The sequence below is a fragment of the Sphingobium sp. BYY-5 genome, assembly GCF_022758885.1.
In the GTDB taxonomy this organism is placed as follows: domain Bacteria; phylum Pseudomonadota; class Alphaproteobacteria; order Sphingomonadales; family Sphingomonadaceae; genus Sphingobium.
In genome coordinates this window covers 3,142,026-3,156,995 of record NZ_JALEBH010000001.1, presented here as the reverse complement: position 1 = coordinate 3,156,995, position 14,970 = coordinate 3,142,026, and the positions used below count along the sequence as shown (strand labels likewise).

The 14,970-nt window shown below is 64.3% G+C and carries 15 protein-coding genes; 10 read left to right on the top strand and 5 right to left on the bottom strand.

Going from position 1 to position 14,970, the window contains the following annotated elements:
* Positions 1-95: 95 nt before the first annotated feature.
* Together MOK15_RS15170 and MOK15_RS15165 are read left to right on the top strand one after the other, a co-directional pair.
* Positions 96-2,639, top strand: a complete 2,544-nt coding sequence (locus tag MOK15_RS15170) for a transglycosylase domain-containing protein (protein WP_242932374.1) — start codon at positions 96-98, stop codon at positions 2,637-2,639.
* Positions 2,640-2,655: 16 nt separating this feature from the next.
* A complete protein-coding gene (locus MOK15_RS15165; RefSeq protein WP_242932373.1) occupies positions 2,656-2,958 on the top strand; it encodes an alkylphosphonate utilization protein in 303 nt (100 codons plus the stop codon).
* 63 nt (positions 2,959-3,021) lie between these two features.
* On the opposite strand, the gene MOK15_RS15160 is transcribed toward MOK15_RS15165, so the two are convergent.
* A complete protein-coding gene (locus MOK15_RS15160; RefSeq protein ID WP_242932372.1) occupies positions 3,022-4,230 on the bottom strand; it encodes a DUF2853 family protein in 1,209 nt (402 codons plus the stop codon).
* Positions 4,231-4,546: 316 nt separating this feature from the next.
* Between MOK15_RS15160 and MOK15_RS15155 the strand changes: the two genes are divergently transcribed.
* Together MOK15_RS15155 and MOK15_RS15150 are read left to right on the top strand one after the other, a co-directional pair.
* Complete coding sequence (locus MOK15_RS15155; RefSeq protein WP_242932371.1) at positions 4,547-6,595, top strand: carbon starvation CstA family protein; 2,049 nt, start codon at positions 4,547-4,549, stop codon at positions 6,593-6,595.
* On the top strand, positions 6,592-6,777 hold the full coding sequence (locus tag MOK15_RS15150) for a CstA-like transporter-associated (seleno)protein (protein WP_242932370.1): 186 nt from the start codon (positions 6,592-6,594) through the stop codon (positions 6,775-6,777). The genes MOK15_RS15155 and MOK15_RS15150 overlap by 4 nt, the downstream gene beginning before the upstream one ends.
* A gap of 171 nt (positions 6,778-6,948) precedes the next feature.
* Here the strand turns inward: MOK15_RS15150 and MOK15_RS15145 are convergent, their stop codons facing one another.
* Positions 6,949-7,866: an XdhC family protein gene (locus tag MOK15_RS15145; RefSeq protein WP_242932369.1), complete on the bottom strand. Its 918-nt coding sequence runs from the start codon at positions 7,864-7,866 to the stop codon at positions 6,949-6,951.
* 91 nt (positions 7,867-7,957) lie between these two features.
* Positions 7,958-8,626, bottom strand: a complete 669-nt coding sequence (locus MOK15_RS15140; protein WP_242932368.1) for a S24 family peptidase — start codon at positions 8,624-8,626, stop codon at positions 7,958-7,960.
* A 116-nt stretch (positions 8,627-8,742) separates the two neighbouring features.
* Between MOK15_RS15140 and MOK15_RS15135 the strand changes: the two genes are divergently transcribed.
* Entirely contained in the window at positions 8,743-8,931 is a 189-nt protein-coding gene (locus tag MOK15_RS15135) for a hypothetical protein (protein ID WP_242932367.1), read from the top strand.
* Complete coding sequence (locus tag MOK15_RS15130) at positions 8,928-9,299, top strand: hypothetical protein (RefSeq protein ID WP_242932366.1); 372 nt, start codon at positions 8,928-8,930, stop codon at positions 9,297-9,299. Before MOK15_RS15135 ends, MOK15_RS15130 begins: the two co-directional genes overlap by 4 nt.
* Positions 9,300-9,306: 7 nt before the next feature.
* Here MOK15_RS15130 and MOK15_RS15125 read toward each other — a convergent pair whose 3' ends face one another.
* Together MOK15_RS15125 and MOK15_RS15120 are read right to left on the bottom strand one after the other, a co-directional pair.
* Complete coding sequence (locus tag MOK15_RS15125) at positions 9,307-10,194, bottom strand: hypothetical protein (protein ID WP_242932365.1); 888 nt, start codon at positions 10,192-10,194, stop codon at positions 9,307-9,309.
* 52 nt (positions 10,195-10,246) lie between these two features.
* On the bottom strand, positions 10,247-11,473 hold the full coding sequence (locus tag MOK15_RS15120) for a TIGR04063 family PEP-CTERM/XrtA system glycosyltransferase (protein ID WP_242932364.1): 1,227 nt from the start codon (positions 11,471-11,473) through the stop codon (positions 10,247-10,249).
* Positions 11,474-11,563: 90 nt separating this feature from the next.
* Here MOK15_RS15120 and MOK15_RS21910 point away from each other — a divergent pair, with 90 nt between their 5' ends.
* From MOK15_RS21910 to MOK15_RS15105, 4 genes are all read left to right on the top strand, one after another.
* Positions 11,564-11,686, top strand: a complete 123-nt coding sequence (locus tag MOK15_RS21910; protein ID WP_278254158.1) for a hypothetical protein — start codon at positions 11,564-11,566, stop codon at positions 11,684-11,686.
* Positions 11,679-13,043 (top strand): putative O-glycosylation ligase, exosortase A system-associated, encoded by a 1,365-nt coding sequence (locus MOK15_RS15115; protein WP_242932363.1) that lies wholly within the window; start codon positions 11,679-11,681, stop codon positions 13,041-13,043. The genes MOK15_RS21910 and MOK15_RS15115 overlap by 8 nt, the downstream gene beginning before the upstream one ends.
* Positions 13,044-13,220: 177 nt before the next feature.
* Positions 13,221-14,387: a mechanosensitive ion channel domain-containing protein gene (locus MOK15_RS15110; RefSeq protein WP_242932362.1), complete on the top strand. Its 1,167-nt coding sequence runs from the start codon at positions 13,221-13,223 to the stop codon at positions 14,385-14,387.
* A gap of 141 nt (positions 14,388-14,528) precedes the next feature.
* Complete coding sequence (locus MOK15_RS15105; protein ID WP_242932361.1) at positions 14,529-14,924, top strand: hypothetical protein; 396 nt, start codon at positions 14,529-14,531, stop codon at positions 14,922-14,924.
* The last annotated feature ends 46 nt before the right edge of the window (positions 14,925-14,970 follow it).

Genomic DNA, 14,970 nt, shown 5'->3' with positions numbered 1-14,970 from the left:
GGGAGGATGGATTGAGCAGCCACGGGCAGGAGATGCGGCAGGCGGTGTCATACACACTGGCCTTGGGCGCATTTTGACCCTAGAGCCTCTTTCCCATGGAAGAGGCCCGTTCCGAAACCGCCCCGACGTCCTTCGCCTATCGCCTGCGCCGCGACGCCGGTGGCATATTGGGCCGGCTCCGCCCGCTCTGGGGCCGCCGCCTGTTCCGCTGGGGTGCGATCCTGATCGGCGGCGTCTGCATCGCCTATCTTCTCTTCTGGCTGATCTTCGCGCGCGGCCTGCCCGATGCGGCGACACTGCTGGAATATGAACCGCCGTTGCCGACCATGGTGCGCGACATCAACGGCCAGCCGGTCCACAGCTATGCCCGCGAACGGCGCGTCCAGTTGCAATATAGCGATTATCCGCCGCTGCTGATCCGCGCCTATCTGGCGGCGGAGGACAAGACCTTCTTCGAACATCATGGCGTCGACCTGCCGGGCTTTGCCGGCGCGGTGTTCGACTATGCGAGCAAGCTGGGGTCGGGCCAGCGCGCGCGCGGCGGCTCCACCATCACCCAGCAGGTGGCCAAGAATCTACTGATCGGCGACGAATATTCGCCGACCCGCAAGGTGAAGGAGATGATCCTCGCCTGGCGCATGGAAAATGTGCTGTCGAAGCAGCAGATCCTGGAACTCTACCTCAACCAGATTTTCCTGGGTCGCAACGCCTATGGTGTGCAGGCCGCCGCCCGCGCCTATTTCGACAAGGACGTGGCCGACCTCACCCTTCCTGAAATGGCCTATCTCGCCATCCTGCCCAAGGGGCCGGCCAACTATCGCCCCGAAAACCAGACCGGCCATGCACGCGCGCTGGACCGTCGCAACTGGGCGCTGGGCGAAATGCTCAAGAACGGCTGGATCACGGCCGCGCAGCGCGACGAGGCGGCCGCCCAGCCCCTCGGCACCGTCGCCGCGCACAGTTCCGGCTTCGATGCGCGCGCGGGCGGCTATTATATGGAAGAGGTGCGCCGCCGCCTGATCCAGCTATTCGGCGAAAAGGCGGAGGACGGCCCCAACAGCGTCTATGCCGGCGGCCTGTGGGTGCGCAGCCCCTATGATCCGGTGATGCAGGACAGTGTCGCGACCGCGCTGCGCAACGGCCTGCTGCGCTTCGACGCGGGGCGCGGATGGTCCGGCCCGGTCGGCCAGGTGAATGTCGCCAATGGCTGGGAACGCGAACTGGCCGCCAGCTATATCGATGTCGATTATGCGGAGTGGCGCATCGCCGTCATCATCAGCCGATCCGCGTCGGACGCGCAGATCGGCTTTGCCGACGGCACGACCGGCACATTGCCGGCCAGCGCGGCGCAACTCCCCTATCGCAAGACCGGTGGCTCGGCCTTCTCCGCGATGCAGCCCGGCGACCTGATCGTCGTCGCGCGCAACGGATCAAGCTGGGCGCTGCGCAACATCCCCGAAGTGTCCGGCGGCATGGTCGCGGAGGAAGTGCATTCGGGCCGTATCCGCGCGATGCAGGGCGGCTTCGATTCGCGCCTTTCCTCCTATAATCGCGCCACCCAGGCGCTGCGCCAGCCGGGATCGACCATCAAGCCGTTCGTCTATGCCGCGGCGCTCGACAATGGCATGACCCCGGCGTCGATCATCGTCGATGGCCCCTTGTGCGTCTATCAGGGCACGGGCCTGGGTCAGAAATGCTTCCGCAACTTCTCCGGCGGCAGCGCCGGGCCGCAGACGATGCGCTGGGGCGTCGAGCAATCGCGCAACCTGATGACCGTGCGCGCCGCCAGCCAGACCGGCATGGACCGCGTCGTGCGCACCATCAAGGCGATGGGAATCGGCGACTATCAGCCCTATCTCTCCTTCGCGCTGGGCGCTGGCGAAACGACGGTGGAGCGGATGGTGAACGCCTATGCGGCGCTGGCGAACCAGGGTCGGCAGTTCCCATCCAAGGTCATGGACTATGTGCAGGACCGGCATGGCAAGGTGATCTGGCCGCAGCGCTGGCGCCCCTGCGACGGATGCAACATGGCGAACTGGGACGGCAAGCCGATGCCCCGCTTCGGCATGGAGGGCAAACAGGTCATGAACCCGATGACCGCCTACCAGGTCGTCCACATCACCGAAGGCGTGATCCAGCGCGGCACCGCGACGGTGCTGGCCGACCTTAACCGTCCACTGTTCGGTAAGACCGGCACCACCAACGGCCCGACGAACGTCTGGTTCGTGGGCGGATCGCCCGACCTCGTCGCCGGCATCTATATCGGTTATGACCAGCCGCGCAGCCTGGGCGGCTGGGCGCAGGGTGGCCGCATCGCCGCACCGATCTGGAAAGCGGCGATGGCGCCGATCCTGGAAACCATGCCCAAGACGCCGTTCATCGCCCCGGCGGGCGTGCGCATGGTCGCCATCGACCGCCGATCAGGCAAGCGCGTCTATGGCGCCTGGCCGACCACCGACCCCAAACCTGCCGTCATCTGGGAAGCGTTCAAGCCCGAATCCGAACCCCGCCGCTCCATCCGCAAGGAGGAGGCCGAGGCCCAGGCCAAGGTCGCCGACCAGCGCGCCGCCGCCGCAGTCTCCCGCGGTCGTCAGAGGACGGACGCGGACTTCCTGGAAGGCCAGGGCGGGATTTATTGAGGCCGGATGGCAGGCGATGAGCAACGACGATTATGTCTATGACGAAACCAGTGGCGAATGGATCAGCCCCGCTGAAGCCGCCGCGAAACCTGACCTGACCGGTCGGGTTGAAGTACGGGATTCGGTCGGCAACCTGCTGGCCGATGGCGACCAGGTGACGCTGATAAAGGATTTGACGGTCAAGGGCGCAGGCCAGACGCTGAAGCGCGGCACGCTCATCAAATCGATCCGCCTGACCGGCGATGCGCAGGAAATCGACTGCCGATATGATGGTATTAAGGGCTTGGTTCTGCGCGCGGAGTTCGTGCGCAAACGATAGGGGCTCGACCGGTGCGGGAGCATGTTCCGATCGGGTTGGATCGAAACATGCTCCATTCACGCTTTACTTGACGACGACTTCCACCCGCCGTGCGCCGGCATTTGAGGTGCTGACGTCCGTGGCGTCGGACGGCTTGACCAGTTCGATCGCACCTGCCGGGATGCCGGATGCAACCAGCGCGGCTTCGACGGCCTTTGCCCGGTTCTTGGACAATTCCGCGTTGAGTGCGGCGTTGCCCGTCTTGTCGTTGAAGCCGGATACCGTCAATTTGCTGCCAGCATTCTTGTCCAGATAGGATTTGAGCGACGCGGCCGCCGGCGTGAAGGCGGGTGCCACGTCAGTCTTGCCGGTGGCGAAATAGACGTTCACCGCCGGCTTGCCGTCGCGAACCTCGCTCGTCACACCGGCTCCGGTCGGAATGGCCGCTGCGGCCGTAGCGGGAGCGACTGCTCCCTCTGTCGGTGCAGTCGGCGTGACGGTCGCAGGCGCCACAGCCGTCTCATTTCCAGGCGTAACCGAAGAGCCGGCCACGGGCGTGGTGGTGGAGGGAGCGGACTCATGCGTTCCTGCGCCCCACCTGAACAGGCCCAGATACCAGAGCAGAAGAAGGAGGGCGGCCGCCAGCAGAAGCCAAGGCAACCAGCGCCCCCAGCCTGATTTGGCGACAGGCACATCGTCAAGCACGCGGCCAGCGAAAGCCTGCGCGCCTCCTCCACTCGCAATGCCTGCGGCCGAGGGGCTTCCGCTGAACGTGCCCTTGATCGCACTCGCGCCAGCGGCAAGACCGGCTGCTCCGGCGGCTACACCCGCCGCGCCCAGAGCGGTGACATCGGCCACACCGGACTTGGCGGCGGCAGCGATATCCGAGATGTCGCTCGTCTTTGGAGCGGTCGGCTCGTCCACGGCCGGTCCCTTCGTGACAGGCGGAATGGCCGACGACGACGATGAGGATTTGTCGAACAGCCCCAATTTCCCGAAATGTTCGGCAAGCAGATAATAGACCGTGACGCGATTCTTCGTCCGATCCCCTTTCATCCGTTCGCCAACAGCGGCAATTGCGCTGTCCAGCTCTTCATCGGATGCGGTCAGAGCGAGTTTCTTTTTCAGGAAATTTTCGCGGACACGCCCTGTTTCGGTTTTATCGCTAAATGATACCAACGAGGCATCACGGCTTTGCAAGGCAATGCCACAATATCGAATGATTCCGGTAATGATCGCTGGATCAGCAGCCGGGACATATTTTTTAACATCAAGGGACCAATCTTCTGCCATCGACTTATCCTCCGCTTCGTCCGATGGTTTCATCATCGAACAGGATTCTCAGTATGAATGTGAGGCATGGAGACTGGATTCCATCGACCTCAGTTGGCCACAACGCCCAACCAACCTATTCGATCCCGTAATGATTTTTATCTTGAGAAAAGGGCCGTTTGTCTTCCTATAATCCAGCGTCCGGCAGCCCGTTCCGGGACATCAATCATTTCTACGAACGCAAAATGATATCCATTGTGATGCACGATGTTCTGGCGATTGTCTTTGAGAGCCATGGCCTTACTGTGGCGTTCCCACCCCAGGACCAGAGAGAGCGATGACCCGGCATATTCCATGGATATTGATCGCCATCATCGGTGCAGTCGCCCTGACGATCGTGGCCGTGTCGCGCGGCGAGGCGGTCAATGCCCTCTGGATCGTGGTGGCGGCGGTCAGCAGCTTCTTGGTCGCCTATCGCTATTACGCCCTCTACATCGCCCGCCATGTGATGCGGCTCGACCCGTTGCGCCCCACCCCGGCCATTCGTCGCGCCGACGGCCTGGACTATGTCGCGACCGACCGCACCGTCCTGTTCGGCCACCATTTCGCGGCGATCGCGGGCGCGGGGCCGCTGGTCGGACCAGTGCTGGCGGCGCAGATGGGCTATCTGCCCGGCACGCTGTGGATCATCTTCGGCGTGGTGCTGGCCGGCGCGGTGCAAGACTTCATGATCCTGTTCATTTCCATGCGCCGCGACGGCAAATCGCTAGGCGAACTCATCCGTATGGAGATGGGCCAGGTTGCGGGCACCATCGCCCTGTTCGGCGCCTTCATGATCATGGTCATCATCCTCGCCGTGCTGGCGCTGATCGTGGTCAAGGCGCTGGCGGAAAGTCCGTGGGGCATGTTCACCGTCGCCGCCACCGTGCCGCTCGCCATGTTCATGGGCGTCTACACTCGATGGATACGGCCGGGGCGGATCGGTGAAGTGTCACTGCTCGGCCTGGTCGGTCTGCTCGCGGCAATCATCTATGGCCAGGCGATCGCTGGGTCGCCGGTCTGGGGGCCGGCCTTCACCTTCACCCCGGTCCAGCTCTGCTGGATATTGATCGGCTATGGCGCGGTTGCGTCGGTGCTGCCGGTCTGGCTGCTGCTGGCGCCACGCGACTATCTGTCGACCTTCCTCAAGATCGGCGCGATCGCGGCGCTGGCCATCGGCATCGTCATCATGGCCCCGCCGCTCAAGATGCACGCCATCACCCAGTTCGCCGCCGGGGGCGGGCCGGTCTGGTCGGGCGGCCTCTTCCCCTTCCTCTTCATCACCATCGCCTGCGGGGCGGTGTCAGGCTTCCACGCGCTCATCGCCAGCGGCACCACGCCCAAGTTGATCGCCAGCGAAGCCCATACCCCGATGATCGGCTATGGCGCGATGCTGATGGAGGCGTTTGTCGCGATCATGGCGCTGGTCGGCGCCTCGATCCTGGACCCCGGCATCTATTTCACGATGAACAGCCCCGCCGCGTTGATCGGCACCGATGCGGCCAGCGCATCGGCCGCCGTCACCGCCATGGGCTTCCCCATCGCGCCCGACCTGATAGTCCAGACGGCGAAGGATGTGGGCGAACATAGCATCATCAGCCGCGCGGGCGGCGCGCCGACGCTAGCTGTGGCGATGGCCGAAATCTTCAGCCATGTCATCGGCGGCCCGGCGATGAAGGCCTTCTGGTATCATTTCGCGATATTGTTCGAGGCGTTGTTCATCCTGACCGCCGTCGATGCGGGGACTCGCGCTGGCCGCTTCATGCTGCAGGATCTGATCGCGCTGGCTGTCCCCGCCTTCAAGGAAACGAAGAGCCATGTCCCCGGCATCATCGCTACAGGCCTGACCGTCGCGGCATGGGGCTTTTTCCTCTATCAGGGCGTCACCGATCCGCTGGGCGGGGTGAATACGCTCTGGCCGGTCTTCGGCATCTCCAACCAGATGCTCGCGGCAATCGCCCTGATGTTGGGCACGGCCGTTCTCTTCCGCATGAAGCGCGACCGGTTCGCATGGGTGACGCTGGTTCCCACCGCCTGGCTGTTGATCTGCACCCTGTCGGCCGGCTGGCTCAAGCTCTTCTCGGCCGATCCCAAGGTCGGGTTCCTCGCCCATGCCGCGAAATTCAGCGCGGCGGCCGACGCGGACGAGATACTCAGCCCGGCCAAGTCGATGGCGGAGATGCAGCGAATTATCTTCAACGACCGGATCGACGCGGCACTGGTCGCGCTGTTCCTGGCCGTCGTGCTGGCGATCCTGTTCTTCACCGTGAAGACCTGTCTCGCTGCGCGCCGGGTGGCCGCCCCCACGGCGCGTGAAATCCCGGCGCAATTGGTACCGGCCGAATGAGCGGCCTTCTTGATACGCTCCGCCGCACCGCGCGCTTGATGGTTGGCATGCCAGATTATGACGCCTATCTGCGCCACATGGCCGATCATCACCCCAATCAGTCGGTGATGAACCGCGTCCAGTTTTTCCGGGATCGACAGGAAGCCCGCTATGGCGGCAAGAATGGTGGCCGTTGTTGCTAGTTTTGTAACAAAATTACAACATATTACAGTTTTACGACCGATAAATTTAGCTTTTATCCATTTTCAGTATTGCTGTTTCGCCTATCTCTGATACGGGCCGCCCGTCCTTGGTGCCCGACAGCCTGGGGATATGCCCCCTGTCCATCCCTTGCGGCAGGGGGCATTCCGCTTTCAGCCCTTCGCGTTGAAGCTCGCTACCATGCCCGCCGTGATCGACAGGGCGATTTCCGCTGGTCCGACCGCGCCAATATCCAGCCCCGCCGGGCCGTTGATCCGCGCCAGATCCCCCGCACCGAACCCCATCGCGCCCAACCGGTCCAGCCGCGCCGCATGGCTGCGCAGTGACCCCAGTGCCGCTACATAACCGGTCGGCGCACGCAGCCCCGCCGCCAGCGCCGGGTCGTCGATCTTGATGTCGTGGCTCAAGGTGACGACCGCCGTCGCTTCACCGGGGAAGCGGGCCGCGATCGCTTCGTCGGGCCAGCGATCGTCCAGTTCGACGCCGGGGAAACGCTCTTCCGTCAGGAAACGGCCGCGCGGGTCGATCACCACCGGCGTCACCCCGATCGCCTGCGCCAGAGGCACCAGCGACTGGGCGATCTGAACCGCGCCCACGATCAGCAACTGGCGCGGCGGATCATAGCGGTTGAGGAAGGCGTCTTCCTCCCCCTCCTCACGGGTCACGCCGGTCGCCAGATCGGTGGCGAGCGTCAGCGCCCGTCCCCGCCCGCTTTCGGCCAGAATGCGATCGAACAGGTGCGGTGCAAAGCCGTCCTCGCTTACCGGCTGGATCAGCACGGCAATTTCACCGCCGCAGGGTAGCCCCACATCCCAGGCATCGCCATCGGCCACGCCGTAACGCTGGACATGGGCAGCCCGTCCGGCGATCACCTCCGCCGCGCGCTGTAGCACGTCCGTCTCGACGCAGCCGCCCGAAATACTGCCCTCCAACCGGCCGTCCTGATGGACGATCATATGGCTGCCGCGCGGGCGTGGCGCCGACCCCCAGGTGGAAATGACCGTCGCAAGCGCCATCGGCGCACCGCGCCATTCGATCGCCTTGCGGATCACCGCGCCATTGTCATTCAATGCGAAACTCCCTTGGCATGGATCATGCCCTTCCCCGTGCATCGGCGCAGCCGTGAAACATCCACTTGACGGCAATGGGGACGAAGGGCGCTCAGTTCAAGCGGCGGCCGGTCCAGACGACGCGACCGACAATATCCACCAGCGCGGGATTGATGTCGGCCCAGTCGGGATAATGGGGATTATCGCTGACGACGCTGAACCGCCCGCGCAGCGGCCCCATGGCAATGCGCTTGACCATCAGCACGCCGTCGAGCCGCAGCACATAGACGCCGTCGCGCAACCGATCCGCATCATCGTCATGATCGACCATGATGTCGTCGCCGTCGCTCAGCGTAGGCGCCATCGATTCGCCGTCGACCCGGATCATCGACACGCGCTGCGGTCGCACGCCCAGATGCCGCAGCCAGCGCGCGTCAAACGCCATCACGCCCGCCGCCCGTTCATCCTCGTCCAGCGTGCCGCCGCCCGCAGATGCGCCCAGCGCAAGACGCGGCACGGCGACGATGGCCAGCAGCCCTCGCAAGCGTGTTGGCGGAACAGCGCCCACCGACGCCCCGCCCAGCATCGTTTCGGACACGCCGAAATACCGCGCCAGCACCCGCCGATCCTCTTCATCCAGTTTGCGCGGGGTGCCGCGCTTGATGAATTGCTGAATATAGGCCGCGTTGCGGCCGATCAGCCGCGAGAGATCGGCATAATTCTCACCCCGTTCGGCAATCAGCCGATCCAGCGCGATCCGGGCGTCCTGCGAGTCATCCATATCCGATCCATTATCGATAAGATTTTTCCTAGACAAGTAGGAAATTGAGATTGAGATAGGAATATACCTATCGACTCGTATCCGACGAGTCGCATCCAACGGGGAGATGAGAGCCCATGCTTCTGCTGATGACGATCGAGAAATTCCTGCGTCGGCACGCCATGCCACCCACCAGATTCGGCCGCGAATGCGCGCGTGATCCGCGGCTGGTCTTCGACCTGCGCAACGGCCGCGAGCCGGGCGAACGGGTGCAGAGAAGAATAGAACATTTCATGAACACTTATCGCAGGAGCCTGAGCCAATGACAAGCATCGATCCTCTTTTCGCGCGGGCCAATCTCGTCCGTTCTCATGCAATAGGAAATCGCTCAGCCGACCCCCTGCCCCGCCTGCTCGCGCAACTGGTCGCACGGGCGGGCAGCCCGACTATGATCGAACGCGCAACCAGCCGTCCCTGGGCCAGCGCCCTGTTCGAGGGCCGTCGCCATGTCATCCGCCTAAAATTGGAAGGCAGCGATGCGGCGGCGCGCCAGATTCGCTTCATCGATGGGCTGGAAGATGCCGAATGGACGCTACCCGATCATTTCGTCGCCGACATCTGTGTCGACGCCCTGGGAGAAGAGGCCGACAGAAGCTGGATCGATCTGTCGGCGCTGACGATTCGCGATTGGTGAGGAGGCGTCAGCGCGGACGGATGGACGCGATGCTGCGCAACGCACCCAGCGCGGCACGCAGCGCCTCGTCCGCGTCCGGCGCGACCGTATCGCGCACCGGCACGCGGGCGGCGACGGGCATGTCGGCCAGCACCTGCGCTGGATAGGTCGGCTGAATGCGGCGGCGCGAGGCCAGGCCCCGCTCCAGCCGCTCGGTCAATTGCGGGATGGACAGGCCGTGGGCCGGCAACGGTAACGGTGCCAGCGGCCTGGACTCCACCTTCATGATCGGTTCCGGCACTTCCTTGACCTCGATCGGCTCGGCGAAAGGCTCAGTCGGGCGGAAGACCGGCTGCGGCAATGCCTCCCTTTCTTCCAGCGACGGCGCTGCCGCGCGCGCCCTGGCGAAACCTGACGGCGGCAGTATTGGTTCGGGCTCAGGCCCGGTGTGGATGACCAGGGAACGACGGCCCGATTCGGGGCGTGCGAAAATCTCCGCCCCGCCGAAATCCCGACTGGCAAAGATCGGCAGGCGCGGCGGCGCATCGGGATGCGCATCAGCGCGGCGCAGCACCGGCATTTCGGGTTCGGCCATGGACATGGCGCGGCCCCGTGCGAGGGCAGTCAGCTTGGAGAAGGCGAAACTCATCTTTCTTGCTCCCTGGGCGCGCCATGCACGCCTTTCTTCTTCAATCCCATCGTCCCCGTGCCGCGAATCGCGGCGCATGACGCCCGCCAGTCCCACCGCCAGCAGCGCGGCAAAGCCAGCCAGTGACAGCCGGGCCGTCAGTCCCAGCGGCGGCGCAGCGGCGGGCAGCGCCTCGCTGAGACCGCTCGACGCCACGACCATCTCCAGTAGGCCGACCGGCGTCATCAGCAGGGCGGTCGCAGCGGCAATGCCGGACAGCGCCGCCATCTTCACTCCGTGTCCCGATTTCGCCGCCTTCACCCCTAAGCCCCGTCCTTGTTCACGCCGCCGCACGCGTCCGAGCAGAACGGGATAGCAGGCGTTGGTAAACAGGTTCGTAACGCAAAATATTCGATGACCAGCTACGTTCGCGCTCGACGAAGGTGCGCGCCACGGCGCGGCGCTGCTCCCAGAGGCTCCGGTCCGCGAACAGCCCGGCCAGCGCATCGGCAATGGCGGCCGGATCATCCGGCGCAAACAGGGAGCCGGTAACGCCGTCCTCGATCAGTTCGCGATGACCGCCGACGCTCGACGCCGCGACCAGCCGGCCCTGCGCCATCGCCTCCAGCGGCTTCAAGGGCGTCACCAGATCGGTCAGCCGCATCGCCTTGCGCGGATAGGCCAGCACATCGACCTGCGCATAATAATGTTCGACCTGATCGTGCGGCACGCGCCCCACGAAGAGGATATGGTCGGCAAAGGGCGAGGCCTTCGCCTGATCGCGCAATGCCTGCTCCATCGGTCCGCCGCCGACCAGCACCAGCTTCGCTTTGGGCCGCGCCCGCACAAGTCGCGGCATGGCGGCGATCAGATCATCCAGCCCTTCATAGGCATAGAAGCTGCCGATGAAGCCGACCACGTCGGCCCCATCCAGCCCCAGCTTCGCGGTCAGCGCGGGATCGCGCGGGACCGGCGCGCCAAATTGCTCCATATCGACGCCATTGGGCGACACGATGATCTTGGCCGCATCGATGCCGCGCGCGATCAGGTCGCCGCGCAGCCCTTCGCAGATCACCGCCACCGCGTCAGCGCTGCGCACCGCATGACTTTCGAGCTGCCGCGTCAGCCAATAGCGCGGGCTGCCCTCCGTCCCCGTGCCGTTGCCGACCGCCGCATCCTCCCAAAAGGCGCGAATCTCGTAGATCAGGGGGATTCCATGGCGCTTCGCCACGCGCTGCGCGGCGATGGCGTTGAGCGCCGGGGAATGGGCATGGATCACGTCCGGCCGCCATTGCCGCACCACCGCGTCGATCGAGTCGGCATGGGCCGAAATATCGCGCCATTCGCGCAGCATCGCATTGCCTTTCGCCGGATCGCCCGGCGTGCGGTGGAAGGTCAGGCCGTCCACCGCTTCCGTCTGCGGCCCTGCTACGCTGTGGCGGCGGCCCGTAATCCCGCGTACCTCCCACCCCTTGGCGATCTGCGCGCGCAGAATCGCCCTGGTACGGAAAGTATAGCCGCTGTGCATCGGCAGGCTGTGGTCCAGCACGTGGAGAATGCGTGTCATAGCGCGCTTTGTGTGACTCAAAAGGTTTAACGGCCCGTCAACTCTGTCGCGCTAGGACGGGGCCGTGCGCACCGGACCCTTCTCCCCGCGATGATCGACGCTCTGTCCTTGTTAGTCAGCCATGGCGCGATCCTGCTCGCCGCCTGGCGTCTGTTGCCACGCGCCGACCTGGATCGCGATCCAGAGCCACAGGAACCGCATTCCGATGCGTGACCTGTTCTTCATCGCCTTCCTGGGCCTCTTCTTCCTCATGGGCCTGCGCCGACCGTTCCTGCTGGTCGCGGTCTATGCCTATATCGACATCGTTTCGCCGCAGCGGCTCTCCTATTTCCTGCTCAATTCCATCCCCATTTCCTTCATCGCCTTCGCTGCGATGGTTGGCGCCTGGCTGGTGATCGACGACAAGAAGGATTGCCGATTTTCCGCGCGGCAGGGGCTGATGCTCCTGTTGCTCGTCTGGTGCGGTTACACCACAATGACCGCTGACTTCCCGGTCGAGGCGCTCAACAAATGGAATTGGGTGTGGAAGGCGATCATCGCCGGCGTCTTCCTGCCGCTAGTGCTGCGCACCCGCCTGCGAATCGAGGCGCTCACCGTCTTCATGATCCTGTGCGCCAGCGCGATCATCATCAATGGCGGGATGAAGACGGCATTGTCGGGCGGCGGCTATGGCGTGCTCAACCTGATGGTCGACAATAATAGCGGCCTTTATGAAGGCAGCATCATCAGCTGCGTCGCCGTCGCGCTGATCCCGCTGATTCTCTGGGTCGCGAACCATGGCACCATCTTCCCCCCCGATTGGAAGGTAAAGGCCTTCTGCTACGCCCTCTGCCTTGCCTGCATGTTGATGCCGGTCGGCACCGAAGCGCGCACGGGCCTGGTCTGCCTCGTCATCCTGGCGGGGATGATGCTGATGCGATCGAAGCGGAAATTCGTCTATGGCCCGCTGATGCTGCTGGCCGCGCTCGCCGCCATCCCCTTCCTGCCCGCCAGCTTCACCCAGCGGATGCAGACGATCGAGAACCACCAGGGTGACGAAAGCGCCTCCACCCGCGTCGCCGTGTGGATGTGGACGCTCGACTATGTGAAGCAGCATCCGGGCGGCGGCGGCTTCGACAATTATCTCCAGAACAGCTTCACCTATTTCGCCCAGAGCACCGTGACCGATGGCGGCGGCACCCGGATCGAGCGCCGACTCGTCACCGACAAGGGCCGCGCCTATCACAGCGCCTATTTCGAGCTGCTGGGCGAGCAGGGCTATTTCGGCTTCGCGATCTGGGCGCTGCTCCACCTCATCTGTTTCATCCGCACCGAATCGATCCGCCGCTTCTACCGCAAGCGTGACGGCCCCGATGAAGCCTGGATCGCGCCCTTCGCCGTGGCGCTGCAGCAAGGACATATCATCTACATGATCGGGTCGCTGTTCGTGGGCATCGCCTATCAGCCCTTCATCTTCATGATGCTGGCCCTGCAGATCGGACTGGACACTTATCTGACCCGCAGGCGCAAGGACGCAGCGCGGCAGAGCCTGGCCGCCTCGCTCGCCACTCGCCGGGCGCTGCCGGCATAAGCGGGAAGTTGCGCGCGCCGCTGTCCTGATCGCGCTCCGTCGCGGGCAGGGGGGATGCACGGCGCGCAGGGCTTCGCTTGCTGCGCCGGACGCGCTATCTTTCGATTCTCACAGATATTGCGCCCCGCTTGCAGCGGCGGCCTGACCCCCCGCCTTTTCAACCAGACAGGAGCAGGCATGGCCGACAAGAAAGACCCCGCCCTTCCCGACATCGCCGTCACGCCTCCGAACCTGTACGAAATGTGGCATTCCACCATCGCCTGGTTCCAGTTGCATTATGTGCAGATCCTGATCGCCATCGGTGCGGCCGTCATCATCTACCTGCTGCTCGCCGCGCTGCGCGAGCTGGGCAAACGGTATAAGGGCAATCGCGGCGATCCGCTTGGCTACGCCAATGTGCTGGGCCGCGCGGCGGCGCGCACGACGCAGTTCTTCATGGTCATGGTCGCGGCGCGGCTGGTGTCGGGCTATGCCGACGCGCCGGCCTCACTGGCGAAGACCATCACCTTCCTCTTCACCATCGCCACAGTGTTCCAGGCCGCCACCTGGGCGCGCGAAATCATCCTGGGCCTGATCGAGCGCAAGACACTGGCCAATGACAGCCAGGGCGAAACGCTGGCCAACGCCATGGGCCTGATCCGCGTGCTCGTCACCTTCGCGCTGTTCGCGATCGCGACGATCGTGGTGCTCGACAATCTGGGCGTGAACGTGACCGGCTTGGTCGCGGGCCTCGGCATCGGCGGCATCGCCATCGGCCTGGCCGCGCAGGGCATCTTCTCCGACCTGTTCGCCGCCCTCTCGATCATCTTCGACCAGCCTTTCCGCCGGGGCGAGATCATCACCTATGACCAGACCACCGCGCGCGTGGAAAAGATCGGCCTCAAGAGCACCCGCCTACGCGCCATGAGCGGCGAGAAGAAAGTCATCTCCAACGCGAACCTGCTCCAGAAGGAAATCACCAGCCTCCAGACGCTGATCCAGCGGCGCGTCACCTTCGCCATCGGCATCGTCTATCACACGCCCGAAGAGAAGGCGGAGGCGATCCCCACGATATTGAAGGAGATTGTCGAGGCGGAAGGCTTCCTGTTCGTCAATGCGGGGATGGTGCGCTTTGGCGCCAGTTCGCTCGATTATGAGCTGAGCTTCGACGTGCCCGACCCGGACCATCACGACTATTTCCTGTCGCGCCATCGCATGGGCCTCGCCATCTGGAAGCGGTTCAATGCCGAGGGGATCGAGTTCGCCTATCCGTCCCAGACGACCTTCACCGCCGCGCCGGACGGACGGCTGATCATGCCCTATGCCGGCGAAGAAGCGTCGCGGCTGGCGGGGGACAGGGGGTAGAGCCATAATATCCGTGTTCCCGCGACAGCAGGACACCGCATTCGACCGGGGCAGCATCCAACGCTCATGTCGCCGCGCCAGCGACTCGCCTCATCCCGCCGGCTGTTGCCCAGCGGCGGGCAGAGGCATAGCCGCAATGTCATGAAGACCTTCCGCCTTGCTCTCGCCGCCGCGGCGCTGACCGCCGCCCTCCCCGCCACCGCCCACGCCGAAGGATTGGGCGCGGAAATCAACTATGGCCGCGCCGACGGCCATTGGGGGACGGAGATCGGCGCGGGCTATGCGATGGGCATCGCCGGTTTCAGCCTGACGCCCGGCGGCGGCGTCTATCTGCGCGATGGCGATACCAAACTCTATGGCCGGGTCGAGGCCGCCTATACCCTGCCCATGTCCGCCACGATCGGCGCGGGCGTGCGTTTCAGCGGCGACAATACCCGCCCCTATGCGACGATCGCCATGCCGCTCATCCCCAAGCTGCGCGCCAAGGCCAATGTCGGTCCCAAATATTATGCGTTCGGCCTGACCCTGGGCTATTAAGAATAGCCTTCTTCAAGAAAATTACGAATTTTCAGTACCATATCTA